This is a genomic window from Pseudomonas sp. WS 5412 (assembly GCF_012985615.1).
Taxonomy (GTDB): Bacteria; Pseudomonadota; Gammaproteobacteria; order Pseudomonadales; family Pseudomonadaceae; genus Aquipseudomonas; species Aquipseudomonas shahriarae.
Genome location: NZ_JAARMB010000021.1, coordinates 94,084 through 114,040, shown reverse-complemented (window position 1 = coordinate 114,040; position 19,957 = coordinate 94,084). Strand labels below are relative to the sequence as shown.

The 19,957-nt window shown below is 61.3% G+C and carries 16 protein-coding genes; 9 read left to right on the top strand and 7 right to left on the bottom strand.

Annotated features, from left to right (window positions below):
* Positions 1 to 413 precede the first annotated feature (413 nt).
* Positions 414 to 635, bottom strand: coding sequence for a cbb3-type cytochrome c oxidase subunit 3 (locus HBR94_RS23385; protein ID WP_120732912.1), 222 nt, complete (start codon positions 633 to 635; stop codon positions 414 to 416).
* A complete protein-coding gene (gene ccoN / locus HBR94_RS23380; RefSeq protein ID WP_170045618.1) occupies positions 635 to 2,062 on the bottom strand; it encodes a cytochrome-c oxidase, cbb3-type subunit I in 1,428 nt (475 codons plus the stop codon). The genes HBR94_RS23385 and ccoN overlap by 1 nt, the downstream gene beginning before the upstream one ends.
* A 239-nt stretch (positions 2,063 to 2,301) precedes the next feature.
* On the opposite strand from ccoN, the gene HBR94_RS23375 reads away from it, so the two are divergent.
* The 3 genes from HBR94_RS23375 (at position 2,302) to HBR94_RS23365 (ending at position 5,276) form a co-directional block, all read left to right on the top strand.
* Positions 2,302 to 3,972: a nitrite/sulfite reductase gene (locus tag HBR94_RS23375; RefSeq protein WP_057440076.1), complete on the top strand. Its 1,671-nt coding sequence runs from the start codon at positions 2,302 to 2,304 to the stop codon at positions 3,970 to 3,972.
* On the top strand, positions 3,969 to 4,463 hold the full coding sequence (locus tag HBR94_RS23370) for a DUF934 domain-containing protein (protein WP_057440077.1): 495 nt from the start codon (positions 3,969 to 3,971) through the stop codon (positions 4,461 to 4,463). The genes HBR94_RS23375 and HBR94_RS23370 overlap by 4 nt, the downstream gene beginning before the upstream one ends.
* Positions 4,464 to 4,604: 141 nt before the next feature.
* Positions 4,605 to 5,276: a DUF3313 domain-containing protein gene (locus tag HBR94_RS23365; RefSeq protein WP_057440078.1), complete on the top strand. Its 672-nt coding sequence runs from the start codon at positions 4,605 to 4,607 to the stop codon at positions 5,274 to 5,276.
* Positions 5,277 to 5,399: 123 nt separating this feature from the next.
* On the opposite strand, the gene HBR94_RS23360 is transcribed toward HBR94_RS23365, so the two are convergent.
* Positions 5,400 to 5,762 carry a response regulator gene (locus tag HBR94_RS23360; protein ID WP_057440079.1) on the bottom strand — a complete coding sequence of 121 codons (363 nt, stop codon included), beginning with the start codon at positions 5,760 to 5,762 and terminating at the stop codon, positions 5,400 to 5,402.
* A 223-nt stretch (positions 5,763 to 5,985) separates the two neighbouring features.
* Here HBR94_RS23360 and HBR94_RS23355 point away from each other — a divergent pair, with 223 nt between their 5' ends.
* The 5 genes from HBR94_RS23355 (at position 5,986) to HBR94_RS23335 (ending at position 12,562) form a co-directional block, all read left to right on the top strand.
* Positions 5,986 to 9,486, top strand: a complete 3,501-nt coding sequence (locus HBR94_RS23355; RefSeq protein WP_057440080.1) for a response regulator — start codon at positions 5,986 to 5,988, stop codon at positions 9,484 to 9,486.
* Positions 9,487 to 9,501: 15 nt separating this feature from the next.
* Positions 9,502 to 10,317 carry a protein-glutamate O-methyltransferase CheR gene (locus tag HBR94_RS23350; RefSeq protein WP_057440081.1) on the top strand — a complete coding sequence of 272 codons (816 nt, stop codon included), beginning with the start codon at positions 9,502 to 9,504 and terminating at the stop codon, positions 10,315 to 10,317.
* Positions 10,314 to 10,919, top strand: coding sequence for a chemotaxis protein CheB (locus tag HBR94_RS23345; protein ID WP_057440082.1), 606 nt, complete (start codon positions 10,314 to 10,316; stop codon positions 10,917 to 10,919). Before HBR94_RS23350 ends, HBR94_RS23345 begins: the two co-directional genes overlap by 4 nt.
* Positions 10,913 to 12,106 (top strand): hybrid sensor histidine kinase/response regulator, encoded by a 1,194-nt coding sequence (locus HBR94_RS23340; RefSeq protein WP_057440083.1) that lies wholly within the window; start codon positions 10,913 to 10,915, stop codon positions 12,104 to 12,106. Before HBR94_RS23345 ends, HBR94_RS23340 begins: the two co-directional genes overlap by 7 nt.
* A 78-nt stretch (positions 12,107 to 12,184) precedes the next feature.
* Complete coding sequence (locus HBR94_RS23335) at positions 12,185 to 12,562, top strand: response regulator (protein WP_057440084.1); 378 nt, start codon at positions 12,185 to 12,187, stop codon at positions 12,560 to 12,562.
* A gap of 130 nt (positions 12,563 to 12,692) precedes the next feature.
* Here HBR94_RS23335 and HBR94_RS23330 read toward each other — a convergent pair whose 3' ends face one another.
* The 4 genes from HBR94_RS23330 to HBR94_RS23315 form a co-directional block, all read right to left on the bottom strand.
* Complete coding sequence (locus HBR94_RS23330) at positions 12,693 to 14,363, bottom strand: response regulator (RefSeq protein WP_170045617.1); 1,671 nt, start codon at positions 14,361 to 14,363, stop codon at positions 12,693 to 12,695.
* Positions 14,360 to 15,862: an ATPase domain-containing protein gene (locus HBR94_RS23325; RefSeq protein WP_057440121.1), complete on the bottom strand. Its 1,503-nt coding sequence runs from the start codon at positions 15,860 to 15,862 to the stop codon at positions 14,360 to 14,362. Before HBR94_RS23325 ends, HBR94_RS23330 begins: the two co-directional genes overlap by 4 nt.
* Before the next feature lie 142 nt (positions 15,863 to 16,004).
* On the bottom strand, positions 16,005 to 17,063 hold the full coding sequence (locus tag HBR94_RS23320; protein WP_057440085.1) for a HEAT repeat domain-containing protein: 1,059 nt from the start codon (positions 17,061 to 17,063) through the stop codon (positions 16,005 to 16,007).
* Between the two features lie 75 nt (positions 17,064 to 17,138).
* The gene (locus HBR94_RS23315) at positions 17,139 to 18,032 is read right to left on the bottom strand and encodes a bestrophin family protein (protein WP_170045616.1); all 894 of its coding nucleotides are present in this window, start codon (positions 18,030 to 18,032) and stop codon (positions 17,139 to 17,141) included.
* 254 nt (positions 18,033 to 18,286) lie between these two features.
* Here HBR94_RS23315 and HBR94_RS23310 point away from each other — a divergent pair, with 254 nt between their 5' ends.
* Complete coding sequence (locus HBR94_RS23310; RefSeq protein WP_170045615.1) at positions 18,287 to 19,939, top strand: AMP-binding protein; 1,653 nt, start codon at positions 18,287 to 18,289, stop codon at positions 19,937 to 19,939.
* Positions 19,940 to 19,957: the final 18 nt, after the last annotated feature.

Below are 19,957 nucleotides of genomic sequence, written 5' to 3'. Positions count from 1 at the left end.
TTGCTGTTGCTCTGCTTTTGATCTGGCTTTTGATCTTGATCTCAGGCGCCCCGTTAAACCACGATGGCCGCAGGCAGGTATTGCGCAGTGGGCACCCCGGCATGGATGCCGGGGTAGCCGCGACACGGCCATGGATGGCCGATCGCGGCGGGCCCACGGAGCAATGCCTGACTGCGGGCATGCCGAGCCTAGGCGAGGTACCGAGTGGTGGGGCAAGAGCCCTTTGCTTACTTTGGGGCTCTTCCAAAGTGAGCCGCCGTAAGGGCGGAACCCTAAGTAGCCGTAACCGCAGCAACGGATATGTACTCATTCCCAATAACCAAAAAAGAGCGAGTTGTGTAGACACCTATGGCCATCGCGGGCAAGCCCGCTCCCACACAAGCCCGCTCCCACAAAAAGCCCAACACCGAGCTTTAGAGCTCTACATTACCCCAGCCCGGCCTGGCCTCTTCAGGCGCCACCGCCTTGACCTGCTTGCCCGTCGCCAGCTCCACCCGCCGCGCCACTTCCGGGTCGTCGGCAAACGGTATCAGGCTCGCCTCATCCAGCTCGGTTCCCGATTGCCCGCGCAGGCAGTACTCCACGGCGCCATACAGGCAGATCACCGCCGCCAGGTTGAAAATAACCTCCCACATCAGGCGATCTGCGCATCACTGTGCGCCACCTTCAAGTCAGCCACCCGTACGGTACGCCAGGTGTTGTAGGCCATCAGCAGCATGCCGCCCAGGAAGAACACCCCACCGGCAAACCGCACCACAAACCCCGGGTGGCTGGCCTGCAAGGCCTCGACGAACGAGTAGGTGAGGGTGCCGTCGTCGTTGACCGCCCGCCACATCAGGCCCTGGGTGATGCCATTGACCCACATCGAGGCGATGTACAGCACGGTGCCGATGGTTGCCAGCCAGAAGTGCAGGTTGATCAGCGGCACGCTGTACATCTGCTCGCGGCCGAAGACTTTCGGGATCATGTGGTACAGCGAGCCAAAGGTGATCATCGCCACCCAGCCCAAGGCACCCGCGTGGACGTGGCCGATGGTCCAGTCGGTGTAGTGGGACAGGGCGTTGACCGTCTTGATCGCCATCATCGGCCCCTCAAAGGTCGACATGCCGTAGAACGCCAACGACAACACCAGAAACCGCAGGATCGGGTCGGTGCGCAGCTTATGCCAGGCACCCGACAGGGTCATCATGCCGTTGATCATCCCGCCCCAGCTGGGCGCCAGCAGGATCAGTGACATGGCCATGCCCAACGACTGCGCCCAGTCTGGCAGCGCGGTGTAGTGCAGGTGGTGGGGGCCGGCCCAAATGTACAGGGTGATCAGCGCCCAGAAGTGCACGATGGACAGGCGATAGGAATACACCGGCCGCCCGACTTGCTTGGGCACGAAGTAATACATCATCCCCAGGAACCCGGTGGTCAGGAAGAACCCTACTGCGTTATGCCCGTACCACCACTGCACCATGGCGTCGGTGGCGCCGGAATACACCGGGTAGGACTTGAACCAGTCCACCGGGATGGAAAGGTGGTTGACCACGTGCAGCATAGCGATCACCACGATAAACGCGCCGAAAAACCAGTTGCCGACGTAGATGTGCTGGGTCTTGCGTTGTACCACGGTGGTGAAGAACACGATGGCGTAGGCCACCCACACCACAGTCATCCACACCGCGCCGGAGAATTCGATCTCGGCGTATTCCTTGGTGGTGGTGTAGCCCAGGGGCAGGGTGATCAGCATGATCACGATCACCGACTGCCAACCCCAGAACGTAAAGGCGGCGAGCCAGTCGCTGTACAGGCGCACCTGGCAGGTACGTTGGACCGCGTAGTAGCTGGCGGCAAATTGCGCGCTGCCGGCAAAGCCGAAAATCACCAGGCTGGTGTGCAGCGGCCTTAACCGGCCGAACGTGGTCCAGGGCAGGTCCAGGTTCATGTCCGGCCATACCAGTTGCGAGGCGATCCAAACGCCCATGGCCATGCCGATAACGCCCCAAACCACGGTGGCGATGACGAATTGACGGACAACCTTATAGTTATAGGCCTGCCCGGTTGATGCTGTGCTCATGGTCAGTCTTCCACGGTTTCAAGTCCCGGGCACTGTAGGAAATCCATGAAAAACAAAACAGGCTCAGAAAAACTACATTAATACGGATCAGAATCTATCCCTTAAAACATGGGGTATTCCGTGGCTGATATGGTTTTTTAGTTTTTAGCTGAATCTGTGACGTCTTGAGCTGTAGGTGCATAGTCGCCCCCATTGAAACCGCTGCCGTCGAGCGCGGTCAGCCATGATGAGGTAGCGAGATGTATCGGTACGATGAGTACGACCGGGCTCTGGTCTTCGAGCGTGTGGCGCAGTTTCGTGATCAGGTCGAACGGTTTGTCGCTGGCGACTTGAGCGAAGAGGAATTCCTGCCGCTGCGCCTGCAAAACGGCCTGTACCTGCAAAAGCATGCCTATATGCTGCGGGTGGCGATTCCCTACGGCACCCTCGGTGCGCAGCAGCTACGCACCCTGGCGAGCATTGCCCGGGATTACGACCGCGGCTACGGCCACTTCACCACGCGCCAGAACATGCAGTTCAACTGGATCGAGTTGCAGCAGGTCCCCGACATCCTCCAGCGCCTGGCCGAAGTCGACATGCATGCGATCCAGACCTCGGGCAACTGCGTGCGCAACATCACCACCGAAGCCTTTGCCGGGGTGGCCGCCGACGAACTGCTGGACCCGCGCCCGCTCGCAGAGATCCTGCGGCAATGGTCGACCATCAACCCCGAATTCCTGTTTTTGCCGCGCAAGTTCAAGATCGCCATCTGCTCGGCCCGCCAGGACCGGGCGGCGATCATGATGCATGACATCGGCCTTTATCTATATCAGGACGCCGACGGCCAGATGCTGTTGCGCGTGCTGGTGGGCGGTGGCCTCGGGCGCACGCCGATCCTCGGCTTGCAGATTCGCGATGGCTTGCCCTGGCAGCATCTGCTGTCGTATGTCGAAGCGGTCCTGCGCGTGTACAACCGCCATGGTCGGCGCGATAACAAATACAAGGCGCGGATCAAGATCCTAGTCAAGGCCCTGGGTATCGAGGCGTTTTCCCGGGAAGTGGAGGAGGAGTGGCAGCACCTGCGCGATGGCCCGGCGCAATTAACCGAGGATGAGTACCAGCGCGTGGCCTCGGCCTTTGTACCACCGGACTATCAGGCCCTGCCCGATACCGACCTGGACTTTGGCACGCACATGGCCGACAGCCCGGCGTTCGCGCGCTGGGTGACACGCAATGTGCAGCCCCACAAAGTACCCGGCTATAGCAGTGTGGTGCTGTCCACCAAGCCGGGGATCGCCGCGCCGCCGGGCGACGTGAGTGCCGCGCAGATGGACGCCGTGGCGCAGTGGGCCGAACAGTTCGGCTTCGGTGAAATCCGCATCGCCCATGAACAGAACATCGTGCTGCCGGATGTGCCCAAGGCGCAGTTGCATGCCTTGTGGACCCTGGCCTGCGAGCAGGGCCTGGGCAGCGCCAATGTCGGCTTGCTGACCGATATCATCGCCTGCCCGGGCGGCGATTTCTGTGCCCTGGCCAACGCCAAGTCGATCCCCATCGCCCAGGCGATCCAGCAGCGCTTCGACAACCTCGACTACCTGCATGACCTGGGCGATATCAGCCTGAATATCTCCGGCTGCATCAATGCCTGTGGGCATCACCATATCGGCAATATCGGCATCCTGGGGGTCGATAAAAATGGCAGCGAGTGGTACCAGATCACCCTGGGCGGTGCCCAGGGCAAGGCCAGCGCGCTGGGCAAGGTGATTGGCCCATCGTTCAGTGCGGCACAAATCCCGGATGTGATCTCCCGCCTGATCGCCACCTACGTCCGCTACCGGGAGAGTGACGAGCCCTTTATCGACACCGTGCAACGCATCGGCCTGGAGCCGTTCAAGGAGCGGGTGTATGGCAGCGTGGTACAACCGGCATGAACAATCTGTTGAGCCTGGAACAGGGCGTGGCGCGTATCAAGCACGATGACCCCTGGACCCTGGTGCGCGATGCACAAGTACCGCTGCCCGAGGGTGCACTGATTCTGCCGCTGGCCCTGTGGCTGAGCCGGCGCATTGCGCCAGACCCGCCACAGGACGCGGTGTGGCTCGGCCCGGATGATGAAGTGGAACACCTGCAGCCGTGGCTGGATGTGCTGCCGCTGATTGCCCTGGACTTCCCCAGCTTTCGCGATGGCCGAGCCTACAGCCAGGCCTACCTGCTGCGCACCCGCCTGGGCTGGCAGGGTGAGTTGCGGGCGGTGGGGGATGTGCTGCGCGACCAGCTCAGCCATATGCGCCAGTGTGGCTTCGATGGGTTCGCCGTGCGCGAGGACAAGTCGGCCGCTGACGCGCTCAAGGGCCTGGCGGGCATGAGTGTGAGCTATGGCCGCTCGGTGATTGAGCCGCGGCCGCTGTTTCGGCGGCGCTGAGGTTAAGCAGGAGCGCCCAACTGCGGGGCAAATCGAAGCTGCGAAATAACCCGCACTTGGGGGCTGGAGGCAGGTTATTTCTGAGGAATTGGCTATACCTGTAACTTCACGTTTCGGCGATAAACGCCAAGGAGTTGCGCCATGAAGTTAGGGCTGATGATCAGTGCGTTGTGTATTGCCTCACTCGGGGTGTCCGGTTGCGCGAGTAAAGTCCCGCAGCCGGACGAGTATTCGGGGTTTCTTTCGGACTACAGCCAGTTGAAGGAAGCCAAGTCGCCATCGGGCGTAGAGGTGATGCGCTGGGTCGATCCCAAGCTGAATCTGAAACGCTACACCTCGGTGTATATCGAGCCGACCCAGTTTTTCCCCAAGCCCCAAGCCACGGCGCAAATCCCCGAAGACACCTTGCGCAGCATCAACGAGTACTACAACCAGGCGCTAAAGCGTGAGCTGGTCAAGTCATTGCCATTGGCCAGCGCTCCGGGCCCCGGGGTGATCGTGGTACGGGCGGCGATCACGGCGGTCAGTCGCAAGACTGAAGGCCTCAAGCCCTATGAATTCATTCCGGTGGCCCTGGTGGCAGCAGCGGTGAGTACCGGCACAGGGATTCGCGACCAGGAAACCACCTTGGGCACCGAGGCGCAGTTTCTCGATGGTGACAGTGGGCGGGTGCTTGCCCAGGTTGTGCGCAAAGGCACTGGCAAGCCGCTGGACAACGATAGCCAGGTCATGAGAGCGGCTGACGTGAAGGGGGTGATAGACGGCTGGGCGGCTGATTTGCACCAGTCCTACTCCAAGTTCAAGGCCAAATAGCGAGCGCGAACAGTGGCTTGTGGTGAGCGGGCTGGCCCCAGTCTCGTTTCAGGGTCGCTTCGCGCCCCAGCGGGAGCAAGCCCCCTCGCCACAACAAGGCCGCCTACGGACACCTGGGTGCGATCAGCCGCCCACCAGCATGCCTTTGACTTTGTCGCGCAGTTGCTCAATGGAGAACGGCTTGGCAATCATCTGCACACCGCCAGGCAACTCGATGTTTTCGGCATAGCCACTGGCAAGCAGGATGGGCAGGGCTGGGCGCAATGTGCGGGTTTTTACCGCCAGTTCCTTGCCATTCATGCCCGGCAGGCCCCAGTCGGTCATCATCAGGTCGATCACATGGGCGCTGTCTTCCAAGAACGCCAGCGCCGCTTCGGCGTCTGCAGCCTCAAGCACCTTGAACTCCAATTCTTCGAGGACATCGACGATCAACATGCGCACGATGGCGTCGTCTTCGACGACAAGGATGGTGGAGGCTGCGGACATAGTGAGGGTTCCCAGATAGTGGAGGTACAGGTCTTGAGCAGTTGAAAGACCATCCTCTAGTGAGTTGCGTCGATCCCGGCAAGTTCCCGAAACAGGGCGGGCATTGTGCCGATAATCAGGCTTGATGTCCTGGCTGTGTCGTTGAAATACGGCAGAAACATAGCCCTTGTGGTCGATTTTGGGGCAAACTTCCGGTTTTTCCGCACTTGGCCAAGGCACGCCCATGACTCCCGCTTCGTCAGTCGATGAAAACAGCTTCCGCAAACTCCTGAGCCGCAACGTGGCTTTGCCGTTGGGTGTGGGCGTGCTCAGCGCGGTGTTTTTCGTGTGCCTGATCACCTATCTGTTGTCGGTTATCCAGTGGGTGGAGCACACGGACCGGGTGATCAATAACCTTAATGAGACCGCAAAACTGACGGTGGATCAGGAAACCGGCATGCGCGGGTTCCTGATTACTGGCGACGAGCATTTCCTCGACCCCTACGAGGTGGCCAAGCCGCGGATCATTTCCGATCTGCGCAATTTGCAGTCGTTGGTCGCGGATAACCCCCAGCAAGTGGATCGTCTCAAGCGCCTGGAGTCATTGCAGCTGGAGTGGAACAAGTACGCCCAGACGATGATCGACATGCAACGGCAAAACGGTGACTACCGTGGCGCGGTGAAGGCCGGGCGGGGTAAGCGTCTGACCGACGAGATCCGCAAGGAATACGACGCAGCGATTGCCATGGAGCAGCAGTTCCGGCTCGAGCGTAATGAGGACGTGACCCGCACCACGGTATTCAGCGTGGCGATTTACTTGCTGTTCGTGTTGGGCTTGAGCGGCTTCCTGGCCTATGTCGGAAGGAAGAATCTATTAGCTCTTTCAGACAGTTACAGTGCCAACCTGGCCTCGCAGATGAAGATTGCCAAGCGCCTGGAACAGCAGGCCTGGCTGCGCAACGGCCAGACCGAGCTGGCCGAACAGGTGCTTGGTCAACTGACCCTGAACCTGCTGGGGCGCAATATCCTGCAGTTCTGTGCCCAATACATGGGCTCGGTGGTGGCCGCGCTGTATGTGCGTGAGGAGCACGGTGGCCTCAAGCGCGTGGCGACGTATGGCTTCTCTCGTGAGCAGGAGCAGCAGGAGCAGGCGATCTACCGCGACGAGGGCATCGTCGGCCAGGCTGCCCAGCAGCATCGCTTGATTCGCCTGGATGATGTGCCGGTGGACTACTTCAAGGTCAGTTCCGGCCTGGGCGATGGCGCACCGCGCAGCGTACTGGTGGTGCCGACCAGCGATGATGATCGGGTCAACGGGGTGATCGAGCTGGGCTTTCTGCGCGCACTGGACGAGCGCGATGTGGAGTTGCTGGAACTGATCGCCGGCAATATCGGCACGTCCATCGAGGCGGCGCGCTATCGCCAGCGCCTCCAGGAAGTGCTGGCCGAGACCCAGCAGCTCAATGAAGAGCTGCAAGTGCAGCAGGAAGAGCTCAAGACCGCCAACGAGGAGCTGGAAGAGCAGTCGCGCATCCTCAAGGAGTCCCAGACCCACCTGGAAACCCAGCAGGCCGAGCTGGAACAGACCAACGAACAGTTGGCCGATCAGGCCCAGATCCTCGCCGACCAGCGCGACGCCATGGACCGCAAGAACGTCGAGCTCAATCGCGTGCAGGTCGAGCTGGAGGAGCGCGCCGATGAGTTGCAGCGCTCGAGCAAGTACAAGTCCGAATTCCTGGCCAATATGTCCCATGAGCTGCGTACGCCGCTCAACAGCTCGCTGATCCTGGCCAAGTTGCTGGCGGAGAACTCCGAGGAAAACCTCAGTGCCGAACAGGTCAAGTTTGCCGAGTCGATCTACTCGGCGGGTAACGACCTGCTCAACCTGATCAACGACATCCTGGATATCGCCAAGGTCGAGGCCGGCAAGCTCGATATGCGCCCCGAGAACACCAGCGTGGCGCGCCTGGCCGAGGGCTTGCGCGGGATGTTCGAGCCGTTGGCCAGCGACCGCAAGCTGGGTTTCCAGGTGGAGGTCCAGGCCGGCGCGCCACTGATGCTGTTCACTGACCGCCAGCGTCTGGAACAGATCCTCAAGAACCTGCTGTCCAATGCGGTCAAGTTCACCGAGAAGGGCCAGGTCAGCCTGACCATTTCCCGTCAGCCGGGGGAGGGTATCGCCTTTACCGTGCGCGACTCCGGGATCGGCATCGCCCTGGACCAGCAGGAAAGCATCTTCGAGGCGTTCCGCCAGGCTGATGGCACCACCAACCGTCGTTATGGCGGTACGGGCCTGGGGCTGTCGATTTCCCGTGACCTGGCCACCTTGCTTGGCGGCTATATCAATGTCACCAGTGAGCCGGGCCAGGGCAGTATCTTCACCCTGGTGCTGCCGGAGCAGTATGTGGAGCGCGACGAAGACGCGCCGGCTATCGAGCAGCCGCGGGCCGTGACGGTTGCTCCCGCACCCGTGGCGCCAGTGAAGATTTCGCCGCTGCCGATGGCTGACGAAGCATTGATACCGCGTTTTGCCGACGACCGCGAGCTGGCACCGTTCGCCACCCGTTGCATCCTGGTGGTGGAAGATGAGCCGAACTTTGCGCGGATCCTCTTCGACCTGGCCCATGAACTGGGCTACCACTGCCTGGTGGCCCATGGTGCGGACGAGGGCTACAACCTCGCCGAGCAGTACCTGCCCGACGCGATCCTGCTGGACATGCGCCTGCCTGACCACTCCGGGCTCACCGTGCTGCAACGCCTCAAGGAGCACGCCGAGACCCGCCACATCCCGGTGCATGTGATTTCCGTGGAGGATCGCGTGGAGGCCGCCATGCATATGGGCGCCATCGGCTATGCCGTCAAGCCCACCACCCGCGAAGAGCTCAAGGACGTGTTTGCACGCCTGGAGGCCAAGCTGACGCAGAAGGTCAAACGCATCCTGCTGGTGGAAGACGACGACTTGCAGCGCGAGAGCATCGCCCGCCTGATCGGCGATGAAGACATTGAAATCACCGCCGTCGGCTTCGCCCAGGAAGCATTGGACCTGCTGCGCAGCACGGTCTACGACTGCATGATCATCGACCTCAAGCTGCCGGACATGCTCGGTAACGAGTTGCTCAAGCGCATGGCCACCGAGGATATCTGTTCGTTCCCGCCGGTGATCGTCTACACCGGGCGCAACCTGACCCGGGACGAAGAGGCTGAGCTGCGCAAGTATTCGCGCTCGATCATCATCAAGGGCGCACGTTCACCTGAACGGTTGCTGGATGAAGTGACACTCTTTTTGCACAAAGTCGAATCCCAGCTGTCCCAGGAGCGGCAGAAGATGCTCAAGACCGCCCGCAGTCGCGACAAGGTCTTCGAGGGGCGCAAGGTGCTGCTGGTGGACGACGATGTACGCAACATCTTCGCCCTCACCAGCGCCCTGGAGCACAAGGGCGCGATTGTGGTCATTGGCCGTAACGGCCGTGAGGCCATCGAGAGACTCAATGAGGTCGAGGACATCGACCTGGTGTTGATGGACGTGATGATGCCGGAGATGGACGGCTACGAAGCCACCGCCCTGATCCGCCAGGATCCACGCTGGCGCAAGCTGCCGATCATCGCGGTGACGGCCAAGGCGATGAAAGACGACCAGGAACGCTGCCTCGCGGCGGGCTCCAACGATTACCTGGCCAAGCCCATTGACCTGGACCGCCTGTTCTCGCTGATCCGGGTGTGGTTGCCCAAGATGGAACGCATTTAAGTGGAAATACACTAAGTGGATCGAAGTACTGATATTGAACTGCGCTTGCTGATCGAGGCGATTTACCTCAAGTACAGCTATGACTTTCGCGACTACTCAGGGGCTTCGGTCAAGCGCCGTGTGGCCCATGCCTTGCGCCAGTTCGACTGCAAGACCATTTCGGCCTTGCAGGAGCGGGTGTTGCACGATCCCACGGCCTTTATGCAGTTGCTGCAGTTCCTGACCATTCCGGTCAGCGAGATGTTTCGTGATCCGTCGCACTTCCTGGCAATTCGCCAGGAAGTGGTGCCACTGCTCAAGACCTATCCGTCGATCAAGATCTGGATCGCCGGTTGCAGCACGGGGGAGGAGGTGTACTCCATGGCTATCCTGCTGCGTGAGGAGGGGCTGCTCGAACGCACGATCATCTATGCCACTGATATCAACCCCAGCTCCCTGGAAAAGGCCAAGCAGGGGATCTTCTCCCTGGAGAGTGTGCGAGCCTATACCCACAACTACCAGCAGGCGGGCGGGCAGCGGTCGTTTGCCGATTACTATACGGCGGCCTACGATTACGCAATCTTCGACAAGACTCTGCGCGAGAACGTAACGTTCGCCGACCACAGCCTGGCGACGGATAGCGTATTCTCAGAAACGCAATTAATTTCATGTCGTAACGTACTGATTTATTTCAATAAAAAGTTGCAGGATAGGGCCTTTGGATTGTTTCATGAGTCACTGTGTCATCGTGGCTTCCTGGTGCTGGGCAGTAAGGAAACCCTGGACTTCTCCGCCTACAGCAAACAGTTCGAACCCCTGGTCAAGCAAGAACGGATCTACCGCAAATCATGAATGAAGCAGCTGCCAGCCCGGCCTTGGTGTCGGGTGTCCAAGCCATTGTCGTTGGCGCTTCCGCCGGCGGGGTCGAGGCGTTGCTGAGTGTTTTCGGGGCCTTGGCGCCCGGGTTCAACCTACCGATCATCGCCGTGCTGCACTTGCCGGATGAACGTCGCAGCCAGTTGGCAGAAGTCTTTGATCGGCGTCTGGCAATACCGGTAGTAGAAGCCCGGGACAAGGAAACGATCCAGCCCGGCACCCTGTATTTTGCCACCCCTGGCTACCACCTGTCGGTGGAGCATGACCACAGCCTGTCCTTGAGCCAGGAAGAGCGCGTGCATCACTCCCGCCCGGCCATTGATTATCTGTTCGAGTCGGCCGCCGACGTCTATGGCCCGAACCTGCTGGCGATCCTGCTGACCGGCGCCAACCAGGATGGCGCGCGCGGCCTGGCCCAGGTCAAGCAGCTCGGCGGTACCACCGTCATCCAGGACCCTGCGGAGGCCCGGGTGGCCGTAATGCCCATGGCGGCCCTGGCGCTGCATACCCCTGACCATATTCTCACCTTGAGCCGCATTGGCGATTTGCTGGCTTCCCTGGAACCCTCCTCATGCTAAGTACTATCCAGGCCAAACTGCTGATCGTCGACGATCTGCCGGAAAACCTGCTGGCCCTTGAAGCGCTGATCAAGCGCGAGGACCGTCATGTCTACAAGGCATTGAGTGCCGACGAAGCTTTGTCGCTGCTGTTGGAGCACGAGTTCGCCATGGCCATTCTCGACGTGCAGATGCCCGGCATGAATGGCTTCGAACTGGCCGAAATGATGCGCGGCACCGAAAAGACCAAGAACATTCCCATCGTGTTTGTCAGCGCCGCCGGTCGTGAGCTCAACTACGCCTTCAAAGGCTATGAGAGCGGTGCGGTGGACTTCCTGCACAAGCCGCTGGACATCCATGCGGTCAAGAGCAAGGTCAATGTGTTCGTCGACCTGTATCGCCAGAGCAAGGCCATGAAGCTGCAGGTCGAAGCCCTGGAGCACAGTCGCCGCGAGCAGGAACTGTTGCTCAACCGCCTGCAGGCGACCCAGGCGGAACTGGAGCAGGCGGTGCGCATGCGCGATGACTTCATGTCGATCGTCGCCCACGAGGTGCGCACGCCCCTCAACGGCCTGATCCTGGAAACCCAGCTGCGCAAGATGCACCTGGCTCGGGATAACGCGGCCGCCTTTACCCTGGACAAGATGCACGCCATGGTCGACCGCGATGAGCGGCAGATCCAGAGCCTGATCCGCTTGATCGAAGACATGCTCGACGTCTCGCGGATCCGCACCGGCAAATTGTCGATCCGCCCGGGGCATTTCGACCTGGCGCAGTTGGTGCGCAACCTGCTGGAGAACTTTGCCCCACAAGTGGCAGCGGCCGAGTCGTCGGTGCAACTGGATGCGCCGCAGCCGGTGGAGGGCAAGTGGGATGAGTTTCGTATTGAGCAGGTGGTCTCCAACTTGCTGACCAATGCCCTGCGCTACGGCGCCAAGAGCCCGGTGACGGTGCGGGTGTACGCCGAACATGACGAGGCCAGGGTGGAAGTACGGGATCACGGCATCGGCATCAGCGAAGACAATCAGAAGCGGATTTTCCAGCAGTTCGAGCGGGTGTCCGCCAACCATGCGGTGGCAGGGCTGGGCCTGGGGCTGTTTATCTCTGAGCAGATCGTTGCGGCCCACGGCGGCACGATTGAAGTCGAGAGCCGGATAGGCGAGGGCGCATTGTTCCGTGTGTGCCTGCCTTTGGCGGGCGCGGCGTGAAATCAATCGTCAGCCAGACGCAACCTCTGCGTGACCCAAGGGTCGTATCAGCAGCAATTGACCGGACAAAGGCTTCCCATGAGTGAAGATGCGCAAGATGTTGTACTGATCGTCGAGGACGACGAGTCGATCATGTTCGTATTGGGCGAGTACCTTTCGGGCCTGGGGTACCGGGTACTGAAGGCCATCAACGGCGAGCAGGCCTTTGAAATCCTCGCTTCCAAGCCCCACCTGGACTTGATGGTGACTGACTATCGCCTGCCTGGCGGAATTTCCGGGGTGCAGATTGCCGAGCCCGCGATCAAGCTGCGGCCGGAGCTGAAGGTGATCTTTATCAGTGGTTATCCGCAGGAGATCCTCGACTGCAATAGCCCGATTACGCGCAATGCACCGATCCTGGCCAAGCCGTTTGATCTGGATACGTTGCAGGAGCATATCCAACGGTTGTTGGCGTGAAGTAAAAAACCAGCACTGGCTTGCCGATAATCAGCATGCAGCCGTCTTCACCAAGGCCCGCGTGCTACGCGCACCTGCTGCCTGATCGCTGTGCGATGCGGGAGCCTGGCTCCCGCTGTGCTCATCCGTGTCACGTCGCAATCATCTCCCGCACCTTCGCCGTCAGCAGGTCGAAGGTAAAGGGCTTGGTGATCAACTGCATGCCCGGATCCAGGAACCCCCCGCGCACCGCCGCATGCTCGGCATACCCGGTAATGAACAACACCTTCAAGTCCGGGCGAATCTGCCTGCAGATCTCTGCCAACTGGCGACCGTTCATCCCCGGCAACCCTACATCACTGATCAATAGATCAATGCGCTGGCTGGATTCGATAATCGGTAGCGCACTGTCAGCATCCGCGGCTTCGACAAAGGCATAGCCCAGCTCACTCAGCACCTGGCTCACCAGCACCCGTACCGCCGGGTCATCCTCGACGATCAGCACGGTTTCACCGGCGTTGGCGAATGGCGGCAGGGTCGAGTCGAGGGGGACATCGGCGGTGACTTCACCGACAAAGCGCGGCAGGAACAGGCTCACCGTGGTGCCTTTGCCGACCTCGCTGTGGAGGATCACATGGCCATGGGACTGGCGGGCGAAGCCGTAGATCATCGACAAACCCAGGCCGGTGCCCTGGCCGATGGGCTTGGTGGTGAAGAAGGGGTCGAAGGCTCGGTTGATGACGTTTTCCGGCATGCCGCAGCCGGTGTCACTGACACTCAGCTCCACGTAGTCGCCGGGGGTTAAAGTGCCGTAGGCGGCGGTAAACACGTTGTCGAGGTGGCGATTACGGGTTTCCACCACCAGCCGACCACCATCAGGCATCGCGTCCCGGGCATTCAGGGCCAGATTGAGCAGGGCGCTTTCCAGTTGATTGGGGTCGGCTTCGGCGGTCCACAGCTGCCCGCTCAACTGCATGTCGAGCACGATGCTTTCATTGAGGCTGCGTTGCAGCAGTTCGCCCATGGAGGTCACCAGTTGGTTGATCTCCACCGGCTTGGAATCCAGCGACTGGCGGCGGGAAAACGCCAGCAGGCGGTGGGTCAGGCCGGCGGCGCGGTTGGCCGAGGTCACACCCAGGTCGATCAGGCTGTCGAGGTCATCCAGGCGGCCCCGGGCCAGGCGCCGGCGCAGCAGCTCCAGGCTGCCGATAATCCCGGTGAGCATGTTATTGAAGTCGTGGGCGATGCCGCCGGTCAATTGACCGACGGCTTCCATTTTTTGTGACTGGCGCAAGGCTTCTTCGTTGCTGCGCAATTGCGCAGTGCGTTCTTCGACTTGTTGTTCAAGGGTTTCCAGGGTGCTTTGCAGGCGCAGTTCGCTCTGGCTCAGGTCGATCAGGCGGTCGCGGGCTTCGTACTGTCGTCGCCGCCCGCGCAGGGCGGTGGTCACCAGACTGATCAGGGTCACCGGGTGAAACGGCCGCTCCAGCAAGGTGATGTTGCCCAGCCTGGCACTCAAGTGCGATGAGGCGTTCTGTTCGGTGCCACCATGGTGGGTCAGCAGTACGATGGGCAGGTCCGACCAGGCTGGCTGCTGTTGCAGATACTCCAGCAGCGGCTCCAGCCCGACTCCGTGCAACGCTTCGGCGGCGATGATCAGCAGGCCCGCGCCTTGTTCCAGTTCATCGCAGAGCGATAACAGGTTGGGGGCTGCAATGCCGCTGAAACCTGCTTCGTTGAGCATCATCAGCGCCAGCGTGCTGTCCCGTCCCAAGGGCGCGAGAATGATCGCGCGCTCGGAAATGGCCGGCAGGCTGCTCACAAGCGCTCATCCTTGAGCAGCGGGTTGCCGGCACCCATGTAGGTGGGGACGCCGCGCAGCACGCCCTGGAAGGCTTCAATGGGCTCGCCGATAGTCATGCCCTGGCTGCCGATGCGGTATTCGCGAATGGTCGATTCATGGCTGCCGGTGCGTTTCTTGATGATGGAAATGGCCCGTCGCACTTTGCCCAGGGCCTCGAAGTAGCGCAGCAGGATCACGGTGTCGGCCAGATAGGTGATATCCACCGGCGCTTGCATGTCGCCGACCAACCCGTGCTGGGCCACGGTCATGAAGGTCGCTGCGCCCCGGCGGTTGAGGTACAGCAACAGCTCGTGCATGTGCAGCACCAAGGCGTTTTCCTCGGGCATGGCCGCCTGATAACCGTTGATGCTGTCGATAACCACGGTCTTGATCTGGCGCTCATCCACGCAGCGCCGTACCCGGTGGGAAAATTCTCCGGGCGACAGCTCGGCGGCGTCTACCTGCTCGATCAGCAGATTGCCGGTGGCTTGTAGGGCAGCCAGGTCGATGCCTATGTTGTTCATGCGGTCGAACAACAGGCCCAGTTCTTCATCGAAAATAAACAGAGCGGCTTTTTCGCCACGGGCCACTGCGGCAGCGGCGAAGATCATCGAGATCAGCGACTTGCCGGTACCGGCAGGGCCGAGGATCAGGGTGCTGGAGCCGGTCTCGATACCGCCGCCCAGCAGCGCATCCAGCTCGCGAATGCCGCTGGTCAGGGTCTGGCGGTTGTAGCCACTGCGGTGCTCGGCGGCCACCAGACGCGGGAACACATGCACGCCGTCTTGCATAATGGTGAAATCGTGGAAGCCGCCGCGATACTTCTGGCCCCGGTACTTAACCACCCGGACCCGGCGTCGTTCCGCGCCGTAGTTGGGGGTCAGTTCTTCCAGGCGGACCACCCCGTGGGCCACGCTGTGCACGGTTTTATCCAGGGATTCGGTGGTCAGGTCATCCAGCAGCAGCACGGTGGCGTCGTAGCGCACGAAGTAGTGCTTGATCGCCAGGATCTGCCGGCGATAGCGCAACGAGCTTTGCGCCAGCAGGCGGATTTCCGAGAGGCTGTCGATCACCACGCGGGTCGGCTTGACCCGTTCCACCACCTCGAAGATCTGCCGGGTGGCCTCGCCCAGCTCCAGGTCGGAGGAGTACAGCAGGCTTTGCTGATGCTCGGCATTGAGCAGGCTTTCGGGTGGGGTCAGTTCAAAGATATGGATATGTTCATCCAGCTCCCAACCGTGGGACTGGGCACCCTGGCGCAGCTCGCGCTCGGTTTCCGACAGGGTGATATACAGCGATCGTTCCCCGGCCTTGGCCCCGGCCTGGAGAAAATGCAGGGCCACGGTGGTCTTGCCGGTGCCGGGCTCACCTTCGAGCAGGAACAGATGGCTACGCGATAGCCCCCCGGAAAGAATGTCATCAAGACCTTCGATGCCGGTGGCCGCCTTTGCTGTGAACAGCTCTTTGGATGTAGACAAGAAGTGCCCTCGGGTCACGTATAAGTTGAGCGGCGTGCCGGCTAAGGCGCGCCATATTCACTTGACCGTGGGGCTGTGGGGCGGTTCAACGTATTCTCGTTTTTGTGCAGGCCAATCCACAGTTTTCAATGCCTGCAGCGCTTCAAAGGCCCTGCTGCAGCGCGGGATCGTCCGGGTTTTGCTGCTCCAGTTGGGCCAGCAGTACCTGCACGTTCTGCAACTGGCCGCTTTCCTTCCAGTAGTTGATCAACAGCACCCGCGCCTTGCGGTTGGCGGGATGGCGCTGGACGATTTCTTCCAACTGGCGCTGGGCGGCTTCCAGTTCCTCCTGGTCATGCAAGGTGGTGGCCAGGTCGTAGCGGTAATCCTGATTGTCGGGCTCCAACTCCACCGCCTTGGACAGGCCCAGCAGTGCGTATTCCCGTTCGCCATGGTGCAGCAGCCACATGCCCAGGGCGTGTTGCAGATAGGCTGACTCGGGGTGGGCTTGCAGTTGGGTGGCGAGGATCTGGCGCGAGTCATCGACCTTGCCCTGTTTATCCAGCAACTCGATGCGTGAAACCACCGCCGGCAGGTTGTCCGGGTCCAGGCGCAGCGCCTGCTCCAGGGCATGTTGGGCCTCGGGCAACAGGGCGCTGTGGATGTACAGGCGCGCCAGCTGGATCCAGCCATCAGGGCTTTCGGGCTGGGCCTTGAGGTACTTTACATACTCATCCAGCACGAGCTGCAAGGGGCCGAAATACAGGCCCAGGGTGTCGGGCGACAGGCCCAGCAGGGCGTTGGCGGCGGCAAATCGCACGCTTTGCTCGTCATCCTCGAGCAACGGGCCCAGCAACAGGGTGCGTTGGCCGCTGGGCACCAGGCCGACAATGCTGGCAATGGCTGCCTGGCGCACCAGGGGGGATGGGTGGCTCAAGTCCTTGTCCGCCAGCTTCAAGGCCTGGGGGCTTGGGTAGTTGTGCAATTCGCTGTGCAGGGCGGCGCGGCGCACGTCGGACAGGTCTGGTCGCGCCAGTTGCTGATAGAGCACGCGCGCGGCGCCGGGTTCGCCGTTATGCGCTTTTTTCAGGGCTTTGGAGTAACCGTGGGCAACAGCCGGCGGCACGGACACGCTCGGGCTGCGGGAGAAATACCAAAAAACCAGTACCACCAATAACAGGGCGCTCAGGCCGATGATCGCGTAACGGCGTGACTTTGACATGCAGGCGTCCGAAAGCTGGGCAGCTAGTGCAAAGCGCTCAGCTTCGGTCAGACACCGGCGAGTGTCAAACCCGCGTCACGTCAGCACATAGTCCACGGGCTCCAGGGGCGCTGGCAGGGCAGTTTCGCCCAGGGCGGCGAGGATCTCCCGTTCCAGGGTGCGCACGATGGCATTGCACGGCAGGTCGTTCTCGTCGAAGCCGAAGGGGTCCTCCAGGTCATCGCCGATTTCATCCAGACCCAAGAAGGTGTAGCTGACGATGGCAGTAAAAATCGGCGTCAGCCAACCCAGGGGCTCGGCCATGGCAAAGGGCAGCAGGATGCAGAACAGATAGATGGTGCGGTGCAGCAGCAACGTGTAGGGGAAGGGCAGCGGTGTGCTCTTGATCCGTTCGCACGCCGCCTGGACTTGGCTGAGCCCCACCAGGCGGGTTTCCAGCTGGGTGTAGCGCCAGTCGCTGATCCGCCCCTGTTGCGCGGCATCCGAGCAGTGGGCGCCGAGGGTTTGCAGGATCCGGTCCGGCAGGTTCGGGTGGCCGGGCTCGACATTGACCCACGACTGGGTGGCACGGGCCTCGTCTTCCAGGCGCAGGCGCGCCACCAGGCCATGGGCAAAACCACACAGGCCGCGCAACAGGCCCTCGCGTTCGCCTGGCTGGGTAAAAACCTGGGTTTGGCGGATCAGCGAGCGGATTTCAATGACCATCTGCCCCAGTTGCTTGCGGCCTTCCCACCAGCGGTCGTAGCAGGCGTTGTTGCGAAAACTCATGAAAATCGACAGCGATAGCCCGAGCAGGGTGAACGGCGTGGCGTTGACCTTGGAGAAGTAGGCCGGGTGCAGGGTTTCCACCAGCACGATCACCGAGGCCAGCAGGGTCACCAGCAGGCTGCGCAGGGCAATACGCTTGGCAATCGAACCCTTGAGGGAGAACAGGATGCCGAACAGGTTGGGTTTGGGGCGAACAATCATCGAGGGGCTTCTTCGTGGCGCAGGCCCTCAGATTAGAAGCCGGCGGGCGGGGCGTCCAATCGCTTGCGTTGACCGGCTGATTGTTGGCCTCTATGACGCAACGGTTTGGTCCATGGCGCCATTGGCCAAACCAGTCAGCCACATTGAAAGCTTTGACCATTGTCCCTGCGCCGCTCTGGCGCCACTATTTCCCCTGATTCAACCCCGCAAAAGCACGCCCCCCAAAACAACAAAAGACACAGGGATTTGCCACGATGCGCGATTATTTGGCTGCTACCACCCAGTTCAACTACCAGCAAACCGTCGAGGCCGCACTGGCCGGCCACTTGCAGGCGCTCAACGCCTGCGTCGAATGCTGCGACCGGCACGCGTTGCCGGGGCGCATTGCGTTGTTTTGGGAGGGCAAGGATGGCCGCAGCGCCACCGTGACCTTCAGCGAATTGCAGGATCAGGCGGCGCGCTTGGCCAACTTCCTCCTGGCCCAGGGCGTCAAGCGTGGCGACAAGGTCGCCGGCCTGTTGCCACGCACTGCCGAATTGCTGGTGACGGTGCTCGCCACCTGGCGCATCGGCGCGGTCTATCAACCGCTGTTCACGGCCTTTGGCCCCAAGGCCATCGAGCATCGCCTGAACAGCTCCGGCGCGGCGCTGGTGGTGACCGACGCGGTCAACCGCAGCAAGCTTGCCGAAGTCGCTGACTGCCCGACCATCGTCACCGTGGCCGGCGCCAAGGGCGAAGGCATTGTGCGCGGCGATTTCAGCTTCTGGGCCGAGTTGCCCAACTATTCGAATGTGTGCGAACCGGTACTGCTGGGCGCCGATGATCCATTCCTGCTGATGTTCACCTCTGGCACCACCGGCCCGTCGAAATCCCTGGCCGTGCCGCTCAAGGCCCTGGTTGCGTTCCAGAGTTATACCCGCGACGCCGTGGACCTGCGCCCCGAAGATGCGTTCTGGAACGTCGCCGACCCGGGCTGGGCCTATGGCATCTACTTCGGTGTGACCGGGCCGTTGTCCATGGGCCATCCGATCACCTTCTACGATGGCCCGTTCACCCTGGAAAGCACCTGCCGGGTCATCAACAAATACGGGATCACCAACCTGACCGGTTCGCCCACGGCCTACCGCCTGCTGATCGCCGGTGGCGAACAGTTCGCGCGCTCGATCAAGGGCCGGTTGCGCATTGTCAGCAGCGCCGGCGAGCCGCTGAACCCGGAAGTGATCCGCTGGTTCGCCGATAACCTGGGGGTGACCATCCACGACCATTACGGCCAGACCGAACTGGGCATGGTCCTGTGCAACCACCACGGCCTGGAACACCCGGTGCATGTCGGCTCCGCCGGCTTTGCCTCGCCGGGGCACCGCATCGTGGTACTGGACGACAACCACCAGGAACTGCCCGCCGGCCAGCCCGGCATCCTGGCGATCGACCGCGAGCAGTCACCGATGTGCTGGTTCGCCGGCTATGAAGGGGTCAAGACCAAGGCCTTCGTCGGCAAGTACTACTTGAGCGGCGACACCGTGGAATTGAACCCCGATGGCAGCATCAGTTTTGTCGGGCGCAGCGACGATGTGATCACGACGTCTGGCTACCGGGTAGGACCGTTTGATGTGGAAAGCGCCTTGGTCGAGCACCCGGCGGTGATCGAAGCCGCGGTGGTCGGCAAGCCGGACGCCGAGCGTACCGAACTGGTCAAGGCTTTTGTGGTGATCAACAGCCAGTACCGCGCCGACGCCGCGTTGGCCGAGGAACTGCGCCTGCATGTGCGCAAGCGCCTGGCGGCCCACGCCTACCCACGGGAAATCGAATTTGTCAGCGACTTGCCCAAGACCCCAAGCGGCAAGCTGCAGCGGTTTATTTTGCGTAACCAGGAAATCGCCAAGGTCCAGGCAGCGACCACGGCTTGATCCCTCTTTAAGGAAACA